We start from the raw sequence: 19,004 nt of genomic DNA on the forward strand, positions 1-19,004 counted from the left end.
GTGTTAAAAATGTAGAATTTTTCCTATTTAGATTAACAACAATTTTTGCCTAAACACAACAATTGCGAATGATCCACTAAACTGTTGTTTTATACTGATTTAAAATAGTAGCGGGAACTGGACTCGAACCAGTGACCTTCGGGTTATGAGCCCGACGAGCTACCTACTGCTCTATCCCGCGTTGTAATTTCAGAAATAATGACTTAGCTTTTAACTTTCGACTCATAAACTCGACACGTTATTTCCGGGTTGCAAATATACAACATAAAGAAACTTCTAACCAAACTTTTTACTACTTATTTTTTCAATATTTTTTAATGCACTAAATTCTAATCAAATATAAAAAGGAATTATCTTTGCAGCATGACGCATAAAGCAGGTTTTGTAAATATTATCGGAAATCCTAACGTAGGTAAATCAACATTAATGAATGCCCTTGTAGGCGAAAAACTGTCTATTATTACAGCAAAAGCACAAACTACCAGGCATAGAATCTTAGGAATTGTGAATGAAGACGACTTTCAGATTGTCTTTTCTGACACTCCTGGTATTTTAAAACCCGCCTACGAGTTGCAATCTTCTATGATGGATTTTGTAAAATCTGCCTTTGAAGATGCAGATGTACTTATTTATATGGTAGAAGTTGGCGAAAAAGAATTAAAAAACGAAGCCTTCTTTAAGAGAATCATACACAGTGAAATTCCTGTTATGCTACTTTTAAATAAAATTGATAAATCTTCTCAAGAAGAAGTGGAAGAAAAAATTGAATACTGGAAAAATAAAGTTCCTAATGCAGAAGTGTTTGTAATTTCTGCACTAGAAAAATTTAATGTTCCTGCGGTTTTTGAAAAAATAAAAGAATTACTACCAGAAGGTCCTCCTTTTTACCCAAAAGATCAATTAACAGACAAACCAGAACGTTTTTTTGTAAACGAAAAAATTAGAGAAAAAATTCTAATGCATTACAAAAAAGAAATTCCGTATGCTGTAGAAGTAGAAACTGAAGAGTTTGTTGAAGAAGAAAACATAGTTAGAATTAGATCTATTATTATGGTAGAAAGAGAAACTCAAAAAGGTATTATCATTGGCCATAAAGGATCTGCTTTAAAACGAGTTGGCGCAGAAGCTAGAAAAGATTTAGAAAAGTTTTTCGAGAAAAAAGTATTTATAGAATTGTATGTAAAGGTGAATAAGAATTGGCGAAGCGATAAAATTCAACTGAAACGTTTTGGTTACAATCAAGGTACCTAAAAAAAATTAAAAGTTACTAGTTAAATAATCATTCCCGTTACGCTACCCAATTGAGTAACGGGAATTTATTTTATATCTTATTGCTCAATAATACGTATTAAAAAATCATGTAGTTCTTTCATTTGGTTTTTCCCAGTTTCTTTTCCTATACTTCCTAAAAAGTACAACAATACCCAAATTAAAGGCAGTACAACCAACATTGCTATCGGAAAAACCAAACTTTCATCTAAACGATAACGAACATAGGCGAATACCCCAAATCCTAAAAATAAAGTGGCTACCACAAAATGGACAAACATAAAAAGAGTCCAAACTTGTGATTTAGGACCAAATAATCCTTTTAATGTTGATGCGTTTTCACCAACTTCTACAACTTCAAAATGCAATTGAGGCGACCAAAAATGACTTTTCTTAGCAGGAATATCAATAAAAACATGCCTATCTACTATGCTACTTTTAAACTCACAATCATCGGTTTTTAAAAAAACCTTAATTCTGTGCAGCAATACTTCAGCATTTTCTTCCAAATCAATAGAAAACCTCGGGCGTAGAAAGAATTCACTATTTCTTTTTTCTTTAACAGTCATTATTCGAATATCATTTTTTAAATGTACTAAAAAATTACGTTTTGTTAACAAAACAATTAAAAACAGTTTGTTTTCATAATAATTTAGTACTAATTATTAGTGATTTAAAGACTTTCTTTTTTACATCTTTCTTAAAAGTGTATGTTGTATCTTTGCAAAAATTTCAATTCAAATGAATAGTATTGTTGCCATTGTAGGAAGACCAAACGTAGGAAAGTCAACACTTTTTAACCGTTTAGTTCAAAGAAGAGAAGCTATTGTAGATTCCGTAAGCGGAGTTACAAGAGATAGACATTATGGAAAATCTGACTGGAATGGAAAAGAATTTTCTGTAATTGATACTGGTGGATATATTACTGGTTCTGATGATATTTTTGAAGGTGAAATTAGAAAACAAGTAAACCTTGCTATAGAAGAAGCAGATTTAATTGTTTTTGTTGTAAATGTTGAAGATGGTATTACTCCTATGGATGCAGAAGTTGCCAAACTTTTGCGCAAAGTAAAAAAACCAATTTTTACTGTAGTTAATAAAGTTGATAACGCAATGCGTGAACCTGATGCCGTAGAATTCTACAATTTAGGTTTGGGAGAATATTTTACAATTGCATCAATTAACGGTAGTGGAACTGGAGATTTATTAGACGCGTTAGCAGAAAAAATGCCAGCGCCAGAAGAAGTAGATTTAGAAAAAGAAGAATTACCAAGATTTGCTGTTGTAGGAAGACCCAATGCCGGAAAATCTTCTTTTATAAACGCTTTAATAGGTAAAGATAGAAATATTGTTACCGATATTGCTGGTACAACAAGAGATTCTATAGACACAAAATACAACAGGTTTGGATTCGATTTTAACTTGGTTGATACCGCTGGTATTCGTAAAAAATCGAGAGTAAAAGAAGATTTAGAATTCTACTCAGTAATGCGCGCTGTACGTACCATTGAGTATGCAGATGTAATTCTTTTAGTAGTTGATGCCACTCGTGGTTTTGAAGGTCAAGATCAAAATATTTTTTGGTTGGCAGAAAAAAACAGAAAAGGAATTGTAATCTTAATCAATAAATGGGATTTAATTGAAAAAGAAACAAATACCATGCGAGATTTTGAAGCTATGGTTAGAAAACAAATAGAACCTTTTACAGATGTGCCAATTGTATTTATTTCTGCATTAACCAAACAACGTTTACTAAAAGCGATGGAAACCGCTGTGGAAGTTTTTGAAAACAGAAAAAACAAAATACAAACTAGCAAGTTTAACGAAACAATGCTAGAGATTGTAAAAAGCTATCCGCCACCTGCTACAAAAGGGAAATTTGTAAAAATAAAATACTGTATGCAATTGCCAACGCAAACACCTCAATTTGCATTTTTCTGTAATTTACCGCAGTACGTTAGAGATCCATACAGACGTTTTGTAGAAAACAAATTAAGAGACATTTATAACTTTACAGGCGTACCAATTACTATTTATTTTAGACAGAAATAACACTATTCTGTAACTTTTGTTACTTTAATACGTCTAAGCTATTAGTAGTATTGTAATTTATTTACTATTTTTAAGACATGAAAATTATAGAATCAAGGTTAGTTTCAGAAGTTGAATTACCATTGCAACTAAACGTATCTTTTAACAAGGTTTTTAACTTGTTTCAAAAATATGCGCAAAAAGAATATGCAAATCACCCATTTCACAGTTCTGCAAAAGAAATGGTGGTGCTAATTAACAAATACCCAGAACTAAATGAAGGATTTTCAGATTATACTTTATTAGAAAAATATAAAGAACAAATAAACCTATTATTAAACCCTTTATTTCCAGAACCTTTATTATTAAATGAGATAAAAGCAGCAAGCATACCTTTCTCTTTTACCTCTTTTAAATTTACAGAACGTTTTGAAAATATATTAAAAAATGCCGGCGAAGATTTTCAACTAAGTGTTCGTAATTTTGAAGATGATGGTATGTACATTATGGCATGTACATTTATTTTAGGGTATGTTTATAACTTTAATGTGGATGTAAAAAGACCTTTTTATTTTGATATTCCAGACACCAACACTGGAACAATGAAATATTATAGAACCACTTTTAATGCAGATTTTTCTGAAATTACACCTGCAGAAAATGCACCAAAATTAACAGAAAAAGACTTTAAAGAATTACTAAACAATTTTGACAATATAGCTTTATGGAGAGAAAAATTCCCTCCAAATAGTTATATTTTTAAAGGCTTCGGACTTATCAGTTTGTTTGACGTTACCTCAGAAGAAATGCTTTCTTCTATAAAAGCCAATTTATTAGCTGGTGGCGCTAATCTTATTCCGAAACTTCAAAGTAATATAAGAGATTTTTACAGCATCAAAGATTTAAGATTAGGGTATTCTATTTTTGATAATAATAACATTAAAGTTTGTGAAACAAAATTAAATAAGTCTAATAGTTTAATCTTAAATCATGGAGCTGAAGTAAATTGTGAGTCAGAGTATTTTTGTAATGCAATTATGGAAAAAGTATTTCATAAACATGAGACTTTTATCATTTCTGATGTATCTCAATATGGCCTAAACACCAATCACAATCTTTTTTCTCAAAACCTTCAAGAAAATGGCATTCAAAGTATTATTTTAATACCTATAAAAGCTACCAATAATGGAGATTTAGCACTATTAGAAATTGCATCGCCAAGACCTTATGATTTAAACTCTGTAAACATTAACAAATTAAAAGACATTATTCCTGTATTTGAAGCTGCTGTTAAAAGAAGTTCAGAAGAAAGACAAAATATATTAGAAGCAACCATACAAGAAAACTACACCTCTATACACAGTGCTGTAAAATGGCGTTTTTATGAAGCTGCAGAAAAATATTTTGTAGCATCTGAGAACGACAAAAATGCAAAATTAGATGAAATTGTTTTTAATGATGTTTATCCTTTATTTGGACAAAGTGATATAAAAGGATCTTCTGTAGCTAGAAATAAAGCCATTAAAGAAGATTTAATTACTCAACTTACACTCGCAATTTCTGTATTAAAAGATGCATGTAAATCAGAAAAATTATCTATTTATGATGAGTTAATGTATCGTGTTTCCACCTATTTAATTGAAGTAAAAAAAGGCTTAAATGCAGGTGATGAAGTAAATATATTAAATTTTCTAAAAAGAGAAATATATCCTGTTTTTAAACATATTAAAGAAATCAACAAAGAACTTGATACCAAAGTTACCATTTACATGAACCGTTTAGATAAGGATTTAAACGTTGTTTATGAAAAACGAAAAGAGTATGAAGATAGTGTTATGCACCTTAATGATAAACTAGCAAATTTTTTAGACTTTAAACAAAAAGAAGCGCAAGAAATGTTTCCTCATTACTTTGAGAGATACAAAACGGATGGCGTAGAATACAACATGTACATTGGTAAATCTATTACCAATAGTAAAAAATTTGACAGCATCTATTTATACAATCTTCGTTTGTGGCAATTACAAACCACCTCTGAAATGGAAAACATAGCTTTTTATGAGCGTGAAAATATGACCAACGATTTACGCGTTGCCTCATTAATATTAGTGCACAGCAACCCCATGGCTATTAAATTTAGAATGGATGAAAAACAATTTGATGTAGATGGTGCTTATAATATTAGATACGAAATAATAAAAAAGAGAATAGATAAAGCACATATAAAAGGCACTAATGAGCGTTTAACCATTCCTGGGAAAATTGCTATTGTGTATTCTCAAGAAAAAGATGCATTAGAATACGCAAAATACATTTCTTATTTGCAATCTAAAAATGTACTTGGAAAATTAGAATATCTAGATTTAGAAGATTTACAAGGTGTTGCTGGATTAAAAGCTATGCGTGTAGAAGTTATATATCAAAAAGAATTTAATGAACATAAAACCTTCACTTTTAACGAATTAATTAAAGAAATTGAAGCGTAAAAACATGTTCTTTTCAAGGATACATTCTTAAAAAAACACATCCTTTTTCAGAAATTATTAAGCTGATAATCATTGGTTTATTAGTGCTAAATATCCTATTAAATAAAATAGCATTCCTACAAGATATTAACGGCACCTTGTACTTTAAAAGCAATTGCAAACGCAATTACGCTAACTAAAATACCTACCATAAAAACGGTATATGTTAATCTTAAAATGCTGTATTTTCTATTCAACACCAAGCCCAAAAAGTATAAATCTTTGGTTAAAGAACTATATAAATAATCTTTATCTTTCATCATTTCTATCATAGCCCATTCAAATTCTGGTAAACTCATTTTATGAAAATTACCAAAAAACAAAAGGTTTACTTTTTTGTTAGCAACGTCTTCTTTTGTAAACTTTCCTTGCGTAACATTTGGTCTGGTAGCAATCACAGATAAAACAATAGATGCCACCGTAAATAATATAAAAATGATAGATGGTGTTATTAAATACGTGTTAGAAGGATTGTCTAATTTTGGTATTAATGTAGACAAGGTCATAGAAATTATAATGGCATTTACAGATAGTAAAATATTTGCTTTTGTATCTGCTATATCACTAAGTGTTATATGGTTACGCAAAGCAACCCTAAACATAGTTTCTATACCACGTTCTGGCGCATCAACTTTTTCTTTCTTTAATTCTAGCGCTTCTTGTTTCTGATTAAACTTTTTAAGATCGTCTTTTAAACTTTTTTGATTTTTAAGCAATTTTGCTAAATTTTTGCCTTTGGTTTTCGTCCAATTTTTTAAAGCATAATCCGTATTAAATTTATGTTGTTCAGTAAAAAAATTAATATTATCTACAATCCATTCTGTATCAGAAAACTTTTTTAAACCTGTTAATTCCCATTCCTTTCTTAAAAGCGCAGTATAATCGAAAAAATTCTTAGATGCCAAATGAGCGCAATCTGCGTCTGTAATTATTTTTTCTAATTCGGTTTTAGGAGTACATCCCAATTTAGTTGCTAAAATTAAACTTGTAATTTTCTCAATTCTATCCTCAGCAACTTGCTCCTTTTGTAAAAAACTACTTACAATTTTAGCACTTTCTTCTTCATGGTTTTCTCCTCCTTTTATAAAACCGGTATCATGAAACCAAGCTGCAACTTGTAAGTTTTCAGCATCTAATTCATCAACTTTTAAGTTGGTAATTAACTCATTGGTTTTTTCAACTACCCTTTGAGTATGCTGTAAATTATGATATACATAAATGGTATCTAATTCTCTATTTAATAAATCGAAAACAAATTTTTCTGCGTTTACTAATATTGTACTCATGGAAATGTAATTTTAAAAACAAAAATAGTTAAAATATAATTTGTTTTATTCTTTGTGTCTTTTGTCGTAAATTGAAGCATAACTTTCAGCCACACAAGTTAAAGATAATTTGTAAGGTAAAAGGTATTTTTGCGTCTAAAAATAGATTGGATATTATCATTAATAATTTTAAAATAGGAAATGTAAACAATATGCTAACATGGAAAGAAGTGATTAAATTCACTACAAAAGGAAATCCAATTCCAGACAAAAAGGTTGAGAAATCAGAAACAGAATGGAAAGCGCTATTAACTCCAGAACAGTTTAGAATTACCAGGAAAAAAGGCACAGAACACCCACATACTGGCGCTTTATGTAGTATTTATGATGAAGGACAATACAATTGTATTTGTTGCAATACACCGTTGTTTGATTCTACTATTAAGTTTGATTCTAGCTCTGGATGGCCAAGTTTTACGCAACCAATTAAGGAAAATGCAATAAAATATCATAAAGATGTTTCTTTAGGAATGATTAGAGTTGAAGTAATGTGCAACACTTGCGATGCTCATTTAGGCCATATTTTTCCTGATGGTCCAGAACCAAGTGGATTGAGATATTGTATTAATTCTGAATCTATGCAATTAGAAAAGTAACCATAGAAATACAAATGCTGCTATCCCTATTTTTTAAATCAATATAAAATAGCAATTCCTATAATATAGTGATAAAACATTATTAAAAACACTTCATTTGTATAAAGCATTTTTAGGTATTAGACAAAATGAAACTTTTTCTAAAGAAATTACGTAATTTGTAAGAGCATAGGAAATTGAATTATGAATGTAGGTTTATTAAAGACAAAATCATTAGAATATGCCAGATTATGCCCATAACCAGCAAATGTTTAAAGCTCCAGAGTTTCTTGTTAAACGCTGGGTTGATAGCAATGGAAATGAGACTGAAACCGTAAAATTATCAGATTTTAAAGGCAAATTCAAAATAATATTCTGTTATCAAAGTTGGTGTCGTGGTTGTCACAGTAAAGGTTTACCTCAACTAAAGAGAATGGTAGATGCTTTACAAGAAAATGATACTGTTATTTTTTTAGCCATTCAAACGGTTTTTGAAGGTTTCGAAGCCAATACGTATGAAAAAATGCTAGAAATTCAAAAGTGGTACAACTTAAAAATACCTTTTGGACACGATGCAGGAAATGATGGGAAATCAAAATCAAATATAATTACAAACTATAAAACAGAAGGAACACCTTGGTTTATTTTTATTGATAAACAGGATTACGTTGTATTTTCAGATTTTTATATGTATCCTAATGCCGCAATCAAATTTCTGAAAACGCTTTAAAAAATGAATAAACCTCCAATTATAAAATTATATGGCGCAGAAAAATGTCATAAAACTCAATATTACAAATCATTTTTAGAAGCGCGTAATTTAGATTACGCGTTTTTAGATGTAAAAGAAAGCGAAGAAAATGCCCAAGAATTACGTAATTTGTATGAAAGTAGAAAATTAAATTTCCCTACTATTTTAATGAACAATAAAAAATTAAGAAATCCTTCTGATAGAAACCTTCAAAAATGGATTGATAAAGAATTATGAAACTCAATATAAAAAACACATTTACATCAGAAAACCCAGCAGATACAAACCTTGAAAACTCAAGAAGACAAGTTACCGAAGCAGTTTTTTCTTTTGCAAAACCCAAAAAAACCAAAGCCCCAAAAGTGCTACATGTTTCTCTAGAAATGGCTACGGAGTTAGGTATTTCTGAAGAAGAAATACAATCTGAGTTTTTTAAAAACATTGTTACAGGTAATGAAATTTATCCGAATACAAAACCTTTTGCAATGTGTTATGGCGGACATCAATTTGGAAATTGGGCAGGACAATTAGGAGACGGTAGAGCTATTAATTTGTTTGAAGTTGAGCATCAAAATAAAAACTGGAAAGTACAATTAAAAGGCGCTGGAGAAACTCCCTATTCTAGAACTGCAGATGGTTTGGCGGTTTTACGTTCTTCAATAAGAGAATATTTATGTGCAGAAGCAATGTTTCATCTAGGCGTTCCAACTACAAGATCTTTATCCTTAAGTTTATCTGGCGATGAAGTTTTACGCGATGTTTTATACGATGGAAATCCTGCGTATGAAAAAGGCGCAATTGTGTCTAGAATTTCACCTTCTTTTTTACGTTTCGGAAATTATGAAATTTTTGCTGCTAGAAAAGACGTAAAAAATCTAAAAAATTTGGTGAATTACACCATCAAACATCATTTTTCTCATTTAGGTGAACCATCCAAAGAAAATTATATCAACTTTTTTAAAGAGGTTTCTGAAAGCACTTTAGTCATGATTATTCATTGGCAACGCATTGGTTTTGTACACGGAGTAATGAATACAGATAACATGTCTATCTTAGGTTTAACCATAGATTATGGTCCTTATGGTTGGTTAGAAGGTTTTGATTTTAGCTGGACACCCAATACAACCGACAGGCAACAGAGACGATATCGTTTCGGAAATCAGCCAAATATTGGTTTGTGGAATTTGTATCAATTAGCAAATGCATTGTATCCAATTATAGAAGAAGTTGCTCCTTTAAATGCTATTTTAGAGCAATATAAAATAGATTTTGAACAGCAATCTTTGCAGATGATGAAATCTAAATTAGGTTTATTTGTAACGGAAGAAAATGATACAAAACTAATTCAAGAGTTAGAAGATGCGTTACAATTAGTAGAGACGGACATGACTATTTTCTTTAGAAATTTAAGTAATTTTACAAATGAAAAAACAGGCTTAGAATTGATAAAAAACTCGTTTTATAACTTTGAAAATATTTCTGATGAAGTAAAAAACAATTGGAATATTTGGTTTAAAAAATATGAGAAAAGACTTCAGATAGAAAGAGTTTTACCCAAAGAACGAAAAGAAAAAATGAACGCTGTAAACCCTAAATATGTATTGCGAAACTACATGGCACAATTAGCTATTGACGCTGCTAATGAAGGTAATTATACTGTAATAGATGAATTATTTCAACTTTTAAAAAAACCGTATGCAGAACAACCAGAAAATGAAAAGTGGTTTGCAAAAAGACCAGAATGGGCACGGAATAAAGTGGGTTGCTCTATGCTTTCTTGTAGTTCTTAATGGAAGTTTTAGCAGCTATTTTACAAATTCCTGAAGGATTTTCTACAGGAATATACAAAAACAAAAAGTACAGCATTACAAAAGAAATATTTAACAACGGAAAATCTTTTAAAATCTTTGGCAAAGCGTTAGAAGACACAGATTTTATCAGTTTAAATTATTATATCACCTCAAAAAATGAATACTTAAAACCTTGCGAAATGCCACAAGAAAAAGTAATTCACTTTTTAAAAAACGTACAATTAATCAATAGAACATTAAAAATGAACACACATAAAAAAGCATATATTGCGGGCGGATGTTTCTGGGGAATGGAAGATTTATTTAGAGTGAGACCAGGAATTATAGACACAGAAGTTGGATACATTGGCGGGCAAAATGAGAATCCTACCTACAGAAATCATCCTGGGCATGCAGAAGGAATAGAAATAATCTATAATTCTGAAGAAACAAATTTTAAAGAAATTTTAGATTATTTCTTTAGAATTCACAATCCTACAACTATAGACAGACAAGGAAACGATATTGGATCTAGTTATAGATCGGCAATTTTTTATCAAAATGAAGAAGAATTAAAAGCCGCTAAAGAAATAATAGCACTTGTAAATAATTCTGGAAAATGGGAAGGAAATGTAGCAACAACTTTAGAAGCATATTCTAAATTCTGGGACGCAGAACCTGAACATCAAGATTATTTGGTAAAAAAACCTGACGGATATACCTGTCATTTTGAAAGATTTAGTGAACCATTTATTTAATAAAAGTATCATTTAAAATTTTCGCTAAATGCTAAAAAGGTGTTAGTATTTAGCGAAATTTAATTTAAAATAAAAACAACATGCAATTAGGATTAGGAACCGCAGCTTTAGGAAGACCACAATACATTAATGTTAGAACAGAAACTTGTGACAACTCAAATTTAGCTGAATTTAGAAAACAAAGTTTTGCTGTTTTAGAAGAAGCATATCACTTAGGAATTAGATATTTTGATACGGCTCCTGGTTATGGTTTGGCAGAAGAATTAGTACTAGAATGGTTGCAAACAAAAAATGATAAATCCATTGAAATTGCTACAAAATGGGGGTACACATATACTGCAAATTTTGATGCAAATGCAACAATACACGAAGTAAAAGAACATAGTGTATCTAAATTAAAAGAGCAATGGAATTTTTCTAAAAAGCTCCTACCCTATTTAAAAGTGTATCAAATTCATTCGGCAACTTTAGAAACGGGTGTTTTAGAAAACCAAGAAGTCTTAGCGCAATTAGCATTTTTGAAAAAAGAATTTAACATTAAAATTGGGTTAACTACTACGGGTACAAATCAGGTTGAAGTAATTAAAAAAGCGTTAACTGTTTTGGTTGATGAAGATACCGTTTTTGATCTATTTCAAGTAACTTATAATTTTTTAGATCAAAGTTTAAAAGAAATTTTAGACGAATTAATCAGTAAAAATAAATCGATTGTAATTAAAGAGGCTTTGGCCAATGGAAGAGTTTTTAAAAATGAAAACTATCCTCATTATAAAGACATGTATGCAACCTTAGAAAAAATTTCTAAAAACCACAAGGTGGGTGTAGATGCCATTTCTTTAAAGTATTGCGAGCAAACAATTCCGAAAGCCAAAGTTTTAAGCGGAGCAAGTACTACAGCACAATTGAAAGAAAATTTAAAATTAAATAATTTTTCGCTTTCTCTTGAAGAAATTGAAATCTTAAATTCGTTAAAAGTATCGCCAAATTCTTATTGGGCAGAAAGGAAAAATTTAGCATGGAATTAACCAAAATAGCTTTTGGTGGTGGTTGTCATTGGTGCACAGAAGCTGTTTTTCAATCCTTAATAGGAGTAGAAAAAGTAGCGCAAGGTTGGGTTTCATCAACCGCTAAAAACAAACCATTTTCTGAAGCCGTTATTGTTTATTTTAATATGGAAAAGATTGATTTAAAAACACTTATCGAAATCCACTTAGTAACTCATAAAAGCACTAGTAATCATGCTATGAGAACAAAATATCGTTCTGCTATTTATTATTTTTCTCATCAACAAAAAATAGAAATTTTACAAATAGTTACAAAACTACAAAAGAGTTTTAAGGAGAAAATTATTACAAAAACATTAGAGTTTAAAGACTTTAAACCATCAACAGCAGCCTTTCAAAATTATTATCAATCAAACCCTGATAAACCTTTTTGTAAGAATTACATCAACCCTAAATTAAAGTTTTTAGTACAACAATTTTCTAAAAGCATAGACTCAAGTAAAGTTCCACATCTTATTTCGACTATTTAAAAAATAAAAATATAATGAACACCGTTAGATTAGAAATTGAAAATAAAAAAGGCTTAAAATTACAAGCATATTTAGAATTACCAGCGAATGAGAAACCAAATGAATTTGCCATTTTTGCACATTGTTTTTCTTGTAATAGTAATTTTAATGCGGTAAAAAATATCAGTCGTTCTTTATCTAATCATGGTTTTGGAGTTTTACGTTTCGATTTTACAGGCTTAGGAAGAAGTGAAGGCGAATTTGCTGAAAGTCATTTTTCTGCCAATGTAGAAGATTTAATAGCGGTAAATGCTTTTTTAGAAAAAAACTACAAAGCACCTTCATTATTAGTTGGTCATTCATTAGGTGGCGCTGCCGTAATTGTTGCTGCTTCAAAATTAGAAAACATAAAAGCAGTAGCTACTGTTGGCGCACCAGCAAACGTAGATCATGTAACACATTTATTTTCTCACGGAATAGAATCAATACCAGAAAAAGGAGATGTTGAAGTAAAAATTGGAGGTCGTCCTTTTAAAATAAATCAAGAATTTGTGAATGATTTTCACAAAACAGATTTACCTACAATTATTAAAGGTTTACGCAAACCAATATTGGTAATGCACGCTCCTTTTGATAAAGTTGTAGGTATAGAAAATGCACATGAAATTTATCACAATGCCATACATCCAAAGAGTTTTGTTAGCTTAGACGATGCAGATCATTTATTATCAAACCCAAAAGATAGTCTCTATGTTGGAAATATGATTGGTACTTGGGTAGAACGTTATTTTGAACCCCAAGAAAACAACATGATTTCTACGGAAGGTGAACAATTGGTTGGACATTTAAACTTGTTAGAAGATAATTTTACAACATCCATTCAAACTAAAAAACATTCTTTTATTGCCGATGAACCTACAAGTGTTGGTGGTGATGATTTTGGTCCTTCTCCGTATGATTTTTTAAGCACAGGATTAGCCGCTTGTACAGTAATGACCTTAAAACTATATGCAGAACGTAAAAAATGGGATTTACAAGAAGTCTTTGTGTACATTACCTATTCTAAAAAACATAGTGACGATTTAGATATTGCTATAGAAAAACCAACCCGCTTTGATCATTTACAGAAAAAATTAAAATTTATAGGGAATTTAGATGAAAAACAAACGCAACGTTTAAAAGAAATTGCGGCTAAATGTCCGGTGCACAAAACATTACAAAGTGAAGTAATTATAGAAACGGAAATCATTTAATTTTAACTGGTAAATCATCGGTCTTACCCAAAACAGTAAAAAAACAATTTCAAAAAAAATTTTCTTCTGGTTTAAAAATAGTTAAATTTTAGCAAAAGAGTCAAAAGAATAGTATATAATGACAATTTGAATAGCATTAGCAAGTTACATTTGCAATACTAAAATTGTCTGCTAAAGTGATTAAAAAAATAAAGAATAAAAAATATCGATTTTTAAGAAGATTCTTACGGGTGTTTTTAGGGATTTTTATTCTTATGACCTTGCTAATTTTGTTTATTAAAAGCCCATGGGGACAACGCATTATTGTTGATAATGCTGTAAACTATGTTACTAACAAAACCAACACAAAAATTGCAATAGACAAGTTATTCTTAACTTTTAGTGGAAACTTACAACTAAACGGATTGTATGTAGAAGACGTTAAAGGAGACACGTTGGTATATTCTAAATCTTTAGAAGCAAACCTTCCACTTTGGGCAATGATGAAAGGCGATGCTGTTGGCATTGACAATTTAAAATGGGACGGATTACGCGCTAACATTATAAGAAAAGACTCCATTTCTGGATATAATTTCCAATTTTTAATGGATGCTTTTGCCGCCAAAGAAACTACACCTGTTGCTAAGGATACTATTTCGGAACCTTTAAATATTGTTCTCGGAAACCTAAATTTAAAAAATATAAATGTTGTTTTTAATGATGAAGTATTAGGAATTGACAGTCATTTTAAAATCGGAAATTTAACGGCAACTATGGATAGAGTTGATTTACAGAAAATGGTTTTTAATGCTGATGAAATATCACTTTCTGATTCAAACATTACGCTGATTCAGCAACCTGTAATTTCAAACACCGCAGCTACAGAAACCCTTTTACCTACAGTATCCGTACAAAAATTATCATTAAAAAATGTACACTCTTATTTTGAAAATCCGCAAGATAAATTAATTGCCAATGTACATATTAATGAGTTTTACACAGAAATTCCTGAACTTAATTTAGCTACAAATACCATTCATCTTACAACAGTACAACTTAAAAATTCTAATATTCTTTTAAAATCAGTTTCCAACAATGCTATATCAGCTAAAAAACCAGTTCTAAATACTACTAAAAATACAGGATTTATTTGGCCAAATTTTAATGTACACCTAACTGATATTGATTTAGAAAACAACAAGATTCAATATTTTGTAGATAACCAAAAAGTTGTGAAAAATGTTTTTAACCCCAATGCGTTAGTTTTAGAAGGATTCACAATAAAAGCATCAAACATTTTCTTAAAAGACAAAAAAGCAGGTTTGCAATTGTCTGCATTTAATTTTAAAGAAAAATCAGGATTTAGTTTAAGAAAACTCGCATTAAATACCGAAATTACAGATACAGAAGTAAACGTTTCTGATCTTAAAATCAACATAAATAAAAGTATGATTTCTGGTGCTGCAAATGCAAAATACGAATCTATTTCTCAATTAATAGCATCACCAGAAAACACAAGAATTGACGTTCGTATTCCGTATTTTTCATTCTTTTTAAATGAGTTTTTTACGTTTCAACCTAGTTTAAAACAAAACCAATACGTTTACCAATTAAGTAAAGAAGAACTTTATGGAAAAGTAAATGTTCGTGGAATTTTAGCCGATTTAAATATTGCGAACACCAACCTCAATTGGGGATATCACTCTAAAATATCTTTAGATGGAAATATCAAAAACAGTACAAATACAGAAAAACTACAACTGAACATTTCTAATTTTAAAGTAAAAACAACCAGAAATGATCTTTTAAAAATGATGGATGAAAAAGCATTTGGCATTCAATTACCCGAAGATATTTTAATAACTAGTAACGCAAAAGGTACTTTAAGCAACATTTTTACAAACACTAAAATAAATACATCACAAGGAATTGCAACAATTAAAGGAAACCTTAAAAACAAAGCTAAACTTAGTTACAATACAGAAGTACAACTTGTAAATTACAATGTTGGTGCGCTATTAATGAACCCTAATTTTGGAGAAATAAGTAGCACCATAAACTCAGAAGGAACTGGCACAAACCTTCAGGATTTAGACGCTACATTAAAAACAACCATTGCTAAATTTCAATTAAAAAAATATGAAATTAAAGACTTACAAATAGCAGGAGATTTAAAAAATGGCAAGGGACAAATATCTTCAAACTATAAAGATAAAAATGTAAACTTAAATATAAATTCGATTGTAAATTTAGATTCTTTACTTACAAAAGCAACTGTTAATGTAAACGTAATTGGCGCAGATTTAGAAGGACTTGGTATCATGCAACGTAAAGTAAAAACGGGCATGGAACTTTCTTTAGATTTTATCGGAAACCCTAAAAAATTCAATATAAAAAGCAACTTAAAAAATGGTGTAGTTGTGTATAATAATCAAACCTATTTATTAGGTTCTTTAGCGGCAAATGCATTTGTAGACAAAGACACTACGGCAGTTTCTATACAAAATAAAATGCTTGAAGTAAATTTAGAATCCAACACAGATCCGCAAACTTTTAGTACTGCTTTACAACGCCATGTTGCAAGTTATTTTTATAGAGATGTTACTCTTTCTGACAGCATTAAAAATCCTGTAAATTTAACATTAAAAGCTAAAATTGCTCAAACGCCACTTTTAAAAGATGTCTTTTTAGTCAATTTAAAAGATTTAGACACCATACATATTGATGTAAAATTTAAAGAAAAAAAACAATTATTAATTGCCAATATTACAGCCCCACATATCAATTTTATGGACAATGAATTAGACAGTTTGTCTTTTTCTATGAATACAGATAAAAACGATTTCAACTTTAATTTAGGTTTTAAAGAAATTATAGCAGGCCCTTTAAACATCCCCAAAACAAGTATTACTGGTATTCAAAAAAACAATGAATTATCACTTAATTTTTTAGGTTATCACGAAGGGAAAAAATTAATGAATGTAAACACTACCATTTCTGGAAACAGTGATATACTACGATTTACAGTACAACACGATAGTTTGTTATTGAATAGTAATACATGGAAAATATCTAAAAACAATGAAGTTATTTTAGAGAACAACAAGCTATCTTTTTCCGATTTTAAAATCAGCAAAGACAATCAATCTATAGAAATTACAGATAAAATTGCTCGCATTTCTAAAGATCATATTGCTCTAAATTATAAAAATTTTGAAATTAATGAAGTTTTTAATTATTTAAGTCCAGAAAATGAAATTGCAACAGGAATTTTAAATGGAGATTTTATTTTAGAACAACCGTTTGAAGATACAGGTATTATTGCCAATTTAAATATTAGTCAACTACAAGTATTAAAAATAGATTTTGGTAAATTAAGTTTAGACGCCAAATCTTTAGAAAATGAAAAGTATGATTTTAATGCAGCTTTAAAAGGAGGTGCTATAGATTTAGATTTAAAAGGAGATTATTTGGTAGATAATAACAACGCCAATTTGAATTTAGACTTAGCCATAAATTCATTTAAAATGGAAGCTTTAAACACACTTTCATTAGGTGAAATTAAAGAAACATCTGGCAGTTTTTCAGGAGATTTTAAAGTAACCGGTAAAACAACTGACCCCAAATATAAAGGTAGTTTACATTTTACAAATGCCGCTTTTAATGTTACCAAGTTAAACGCAAAATTCAACTTAAAAGATGAAACTTTAGTTATTGACAATAGTGGTCTTAGCATGAATAATTTTACAGTTTTAGATGCTGAAAAAAATTCACTGGTACTTTCTGGAGATGTTAAAACCAAAAGTTATATAAATCCTACCTTTAATTTAGACATCAAAGCCAATAACTTTAGAGTGCTTAATGCCACCAAAGAAGACAATGAATCTCTTTATGGCAAAGTTTCTTTTGATGCAAATGCTAAATTAACGGGAGATTTACAAATTCCTAAGTTAAATGCTAAATTAACAGTTGGTTCAGACACAAATATTACCTACGTAATGCCTTCCAGCTACGCTGATATTGAAGAAAGAGAAGGTGTGGTAGCTTTTGTGAATAGAAAAAATCCTGATGCAATCTTAACTCAAAAAGAAGAACAAACTGCCGTGATTACGGGCTTTGATTTAAAGGCATTCTTAAAAATTGATAAACAAGCCGTTGTAACTGTTATTATTGATAAAGAAACTGGTGATAATTTTAAGATTTCTGGTGCTGGAGATTTTGTTTTTTTAATGAATCCAAATGGACGATTATCTTTAACAGGAGCCTATGAAGTTTCCAGCGGACATTATAAACTTAATTTATACAAAATTGTTGATAGAAAATTTAATTTAGCCCCTGGAAGTCGTATTTCATGGGCAGGAGATCCTTTTGACGCAAAGTTAGATTTACAAGCAATTTACACCTTAAAAACCGCTGCTTTACCCTTAATGGCTTCACAAATTTCTGGTGAAGACTCAAGTATAAAAAACAAGTACAAACAAGTATTACCTTTTAATGTGTACTTGAATATTAACGGAGAATTGTTGCAACCAAAAATAACATTCAATTTAGACATGCCAGAAGAGCAACAAGGTGCAATTAGTGGTCAAGTTTACGCACGTGTGCAACAAGTGAACCAACAAGAAGATGAATTAAATAGACAAGTTTTTTCTTTGTTGGTTTTAAATAGGTTTTATCCAGATGCTGGTAGCGATGGAAGCTCTGGAGGCTTTGCTACCATTGCTAGAAACAATTTAAATGATGCCGTTTCCGGACAATTGAATTCTTTTTCTGATAAAATATTAGGCAATTCTGGAATCGAATTAGATTTCGGTTTAAATAGCTATACTGATTACCAAGGAGATACACCAACAGAAAGAATGCAATTAGATGTAGCTGCTCAAAAAAAATTGTTTAATGATAGGTTAACGGTAAGAGTTGGTAGCGAAGTAGATTTGCAAGGAAGTAGCCAAACAGAAGAAAAATCTCCATTAATAGGCAATGTTAGTTTAGAATATAAAATTACAGAAGATGGTAGATATCGTTTAAGAGGTTTTAGAAAAAGTGAATTTGAAAATGTAATTGACGGACAAACAATTGTAAATGGAGTTGCATTGATTTTTACAAAAGAATTTAATGAGTTTCATCAACTTTGGAATGCCATCTTACGTTCTGAAAAATCTAAAGAAGACATTGATAAAAAGAAAGACAATACAGCAACAAAAACCAATAAAATTGATCCATTAGAAAAGTAAC

The 19,004-nt window shown here is 30.1% G+C and carries 14 protein-coding genes and 1 tRNA gene; 12 read left to right on the forward strand and 3 right to left on the reverse strand.

The genetic code is table 11. From position 1 onward, the window contains the following. Positions 1–108 precede the first annotated feature (108 nt). Positions 109–181 (reverse strand) — tRNA-Met (locus tag ACSHW5_RS12585). Positions 182–363: 182 nt separating this feature from the next. Between ACSHW5_RS12585 and era the strand changes: the two genes are divergently transcribed. Then, positions 364–1,251, forward strand: a complete 888-nt coding sequence (gene era / locus ACSHW5_RS12590; RefSeq protein WP_435676493.1) for a GTPase Era — start codon at positions 364–366, stop codon at positions 1,249–1,251. Between the two features lie 77 nt (positions 1,252–1,328). On the opposite strand, the gene ACSHW5_RS12595 is transcribed toward era, so the two are convergent. Continuing rightward, entirely contained in the window at positions 1,329–1,838 is a 510-nt protein-coding gene (locus ACSHW5_RS12595; protein WP_435676494.1) for a GTP-binding protein, read from the reverse strand. Between the two features lie 172 nt (positions 1,839–2,010). On the opposite strand from ACSHW5_RS12595, the gene der reads away from it, so the two are divergent. Beyond that, entirely contained in the window at positions 2,011–3,321 is a 1,311-nt protein-coding gene (der, locus tag ACSHW5_RS12600) for a ribosome biogenesis GTPase Der (protein WP_435676495.1), read from the forward strand. A 77-nt stretch (positions 3,322–3,398) separates the two neighbouring features. Beyond that, positions 3,399–5,786 (forward strand): GAF domain-containing protein, encoded by a 2,388-nt coding sequence (locus tag ACSHW5_RS12605; protein ID WP_435676496.1) that lies wholly within the window; start codon positions 3,399–3,401, stop codon positions 5,784–5,786. 116 nt (positions 5,787–5,902) lie between these two features. Here ACSHW5_RS12605 and ACSHW5_RS12610 read toward each other — a convergent pair whose 3' ends face one another. Further along, complete coding sequence (locus ACSHW5_RS12610) at positions 5,903–7,111, reverse strand: Pycsar system effector family protein (protein WP_435676497.1); 1,209 nt, start codon at positions 7,109–7,111, stop codon at positions 5,903–5,905. Positions 7,112–7,302: 191 nt separating this feature from the next. Here ACSHW5_RS12610 and msrB point away from each other — a divergent pair, with 191 nt between their 5' ends. The 9 genes from msrB (at position 7,303) to ACSHW5_RS12655 (ending at position 19,003) form a co-directional block, all read left to right on the forward strand. Beyond that, positions 7,303–7,746: a peptide-methionine (R)-S-oxide reductase MsrB gene (msrB, locus tag ACSHW5_RS12615; RefSeq protein ID WP_435676537.1), complete on the forward strand. Its 444-nt coding sequence runs from the start codon at positions 7,303–7,305 to the stop codon at positions 7,744–7,746. A 220-nt stretch (positions 7,747–7,966) separates the two neighbouring features. Further along, on the forward strand, positions 7,967–8,455 hold the full coding sequence (locus ACSHW5_RS12620) for a peroxiredoxin family protein (protein WP_435676498.1): 489 nt from the start codon (positions 7,967–7,969) through the stop codon (positions 8,453–8,455). A 3-nt stretch (positions 8,456–8,458) separates the two neighbouring features. Further along, positions 8,459–8,713: a glutaredoxin domain-containing protein gene (locus ACSHW5_RS12625; protein ID WP_435676499.1), complete on the forward strand. Its 255-nt coding sequence runs from the start codon at positions 8,459–8,461 to the stop codon at positions 8,711–8,713. Further along, on the forward strand, positions 8,710–10,266 hold the full coding sequence (locus ACSHW5_RS12630; RefSeq protein WP_435676500.1) for a protein adenylyltransferase SelO: 1,557 nt from the start codon (positions 8,710–8,712) through the stop codon (positions 10,264–10,266). The genes ACSHW5_RS12625 and ACSHW5_RS12630 overlap by 4 nt, the downstream gene beginning before the upstream one ends. Then, the gene (gene msrA / locus ACSHW5_RS12635; protein WP_435676501.1) at positions 10,266–11,024 is read left to right on the forward strand and encodes a peptide-methionine (S)-S-oxide reductase MsrA; all 759 of its coding nucleotides are present in this window, start codon (positions 10,266–10,268) and stop codon (positions 11,022–11,024) included. Before ACSHW5_RS12630 ends, msrA begins: the two co-directional genes overlap by 1 nt. Positions 11,025–11,104: 80 nt before the next feature. After that, entirely contained in the window at positions 11,105–12,049 is a 945-nt protein-coding gene (locus tag ACSHW5_RS12640) for an aldo/keto reductase (protein ID WP_435676502.1), read from the forward strand. Continuing rightward, positions 12,040–12,558, forward strand: coding sequence for a peptide-methionine (S)-S-oxide reductase (locus ACSHW5_RS12645; RefSeq protein WP_435676503.1), 519 nt, complete (start codon positions 12,040–12,042; stop codon positions 12,556–12,558). Before ACSHW5_RS12640 ends, ACSHW5_RS12645 begins: the two co-directional genes overlap by 10 nt. 14 nt (positions 12,559–12,572) lie before the next feature. After that, positions 12,573–13,790 carry a bifunctional alpha/beta hydrolase/OsmC family protein gene (locus ACSHW5_RS12650; protein WP_435676504.1) on the forward strand — a complete coding sequence of 406 codons (1,218 nt, stop codon included), beginning with the start codon at positions 12,573–12,575 and terminating at the stop codon, positions 13,788–13,790. A gap of 176 nt (positions 13,791–13,966) precedes the next feature. Further along, the gene (locus tag ACSHW5_RS12655) at positions 13,967–19,003 is read left to right on the forward strand and encodes a translocation/assembly module TamB domain-containing protein (RefSeq protein WP_435676505.1); all 5,037 of its coding nucleotides are present in this window, start codon (positions 13,967–13,969) and stop codon (positions 19,001–19,003) included. Position 19,004 lies beyond the last annotated feature (1 nt).

Origin of the sequence: Polaribacter sp. (genome assembly GCF_051251875.1) — a bacterium.
Classification (GTDB): Bacteria; Bacteroidota; Bacteroidia; order Flavobacteriales; family Flavobacteriaceae; genus Polaribacter.

Coding starts and splice junctions, on each gene's coding strand:
- era (WP_435676493.1), top strand. CDS start 364: ATGACGCATAAAGCAGGTTTTGTAAATATTATCGGAAATCCTAACGTA.
- ACSHW5_RS12595 (WP_435676494.1), bottom strand. CDS start 1,838: ATGACTGTTAAAGAAAAAAGAAATAGTGAATTCTTTCTACGCCCGAGG.
- der (WP_435676495.1), top strand. CDS start 2,011: ATGAATAGTATTGTTGCCATTGTAGGAAGACCAAACGTAGGAAAGTCA.
- ACSHW5_RS12605 (WP_435676496.1), top strand. CDS start 3,399: ATGAAAATTATAGAATCAAGGTTAGTTTCAGAAGTTGAATTACCATTG.
- ACSHW5_RS12610 (WP_435676497.1), bottom strand. CDS start 7,111: ATGAGTACAATATTAGTAAACGCAGAAAAATTTGTTTTCGATTTATTA.
- msrB (WP_435676537.1), top strand. CDS start 7,303: ATGCTAACATGGAAAGAAGTGATTAAATTCACTACAAAAGGAAATCCA.
- ACSHW5_RS12620 (WP_435676498.1), top strand. CDS start 7,967: ATGCCAGATTATGCCCATAACCAGCAAATGTTTAAAGCTCCAGAGTTT.
- ACSHW5_RS12625 (WP_435676499.1), top strand. CDS start 8,459: ATGAATAAACCTCCAATTATAAAATTATATGGCGCAGAAAAATGTCAT.
- ACSHW5_RS12630 (WP_435676500.1), top strand. CDS start 8,710: ATGAAACTCAATATAAAAAACACATTTACATCAGAAAACCCAGCAGAT.
- msrA (WP_435676501.1), top strand. CDS start 10,266: ATGGAAGTTTTAGCAGCTATTTTACAAATTCCTGAAGGATTTTCTACA.
- ACSHW5_RS12640 (WP_435676502.1), top strand. CDS start 11,105: ATGCAATTAGGATTAGGAACCGCAGCTTTAGGAAGACCACAATACATT.
- ACSHW5_RS12645 (WP_435676503.1), top strand. CDS start 12,040: ATGGAATTAACCAAAATAGCTTTTGGTGGTGGTTGTCATTGGTGCACA.
- ACSHW5_RS12650 (WP_435676504.1), top strand. CDS start 12,573: ATGAACACCGTTAGATTAGAAATTGAAAATAAAAAAGGCTTAAAATTA.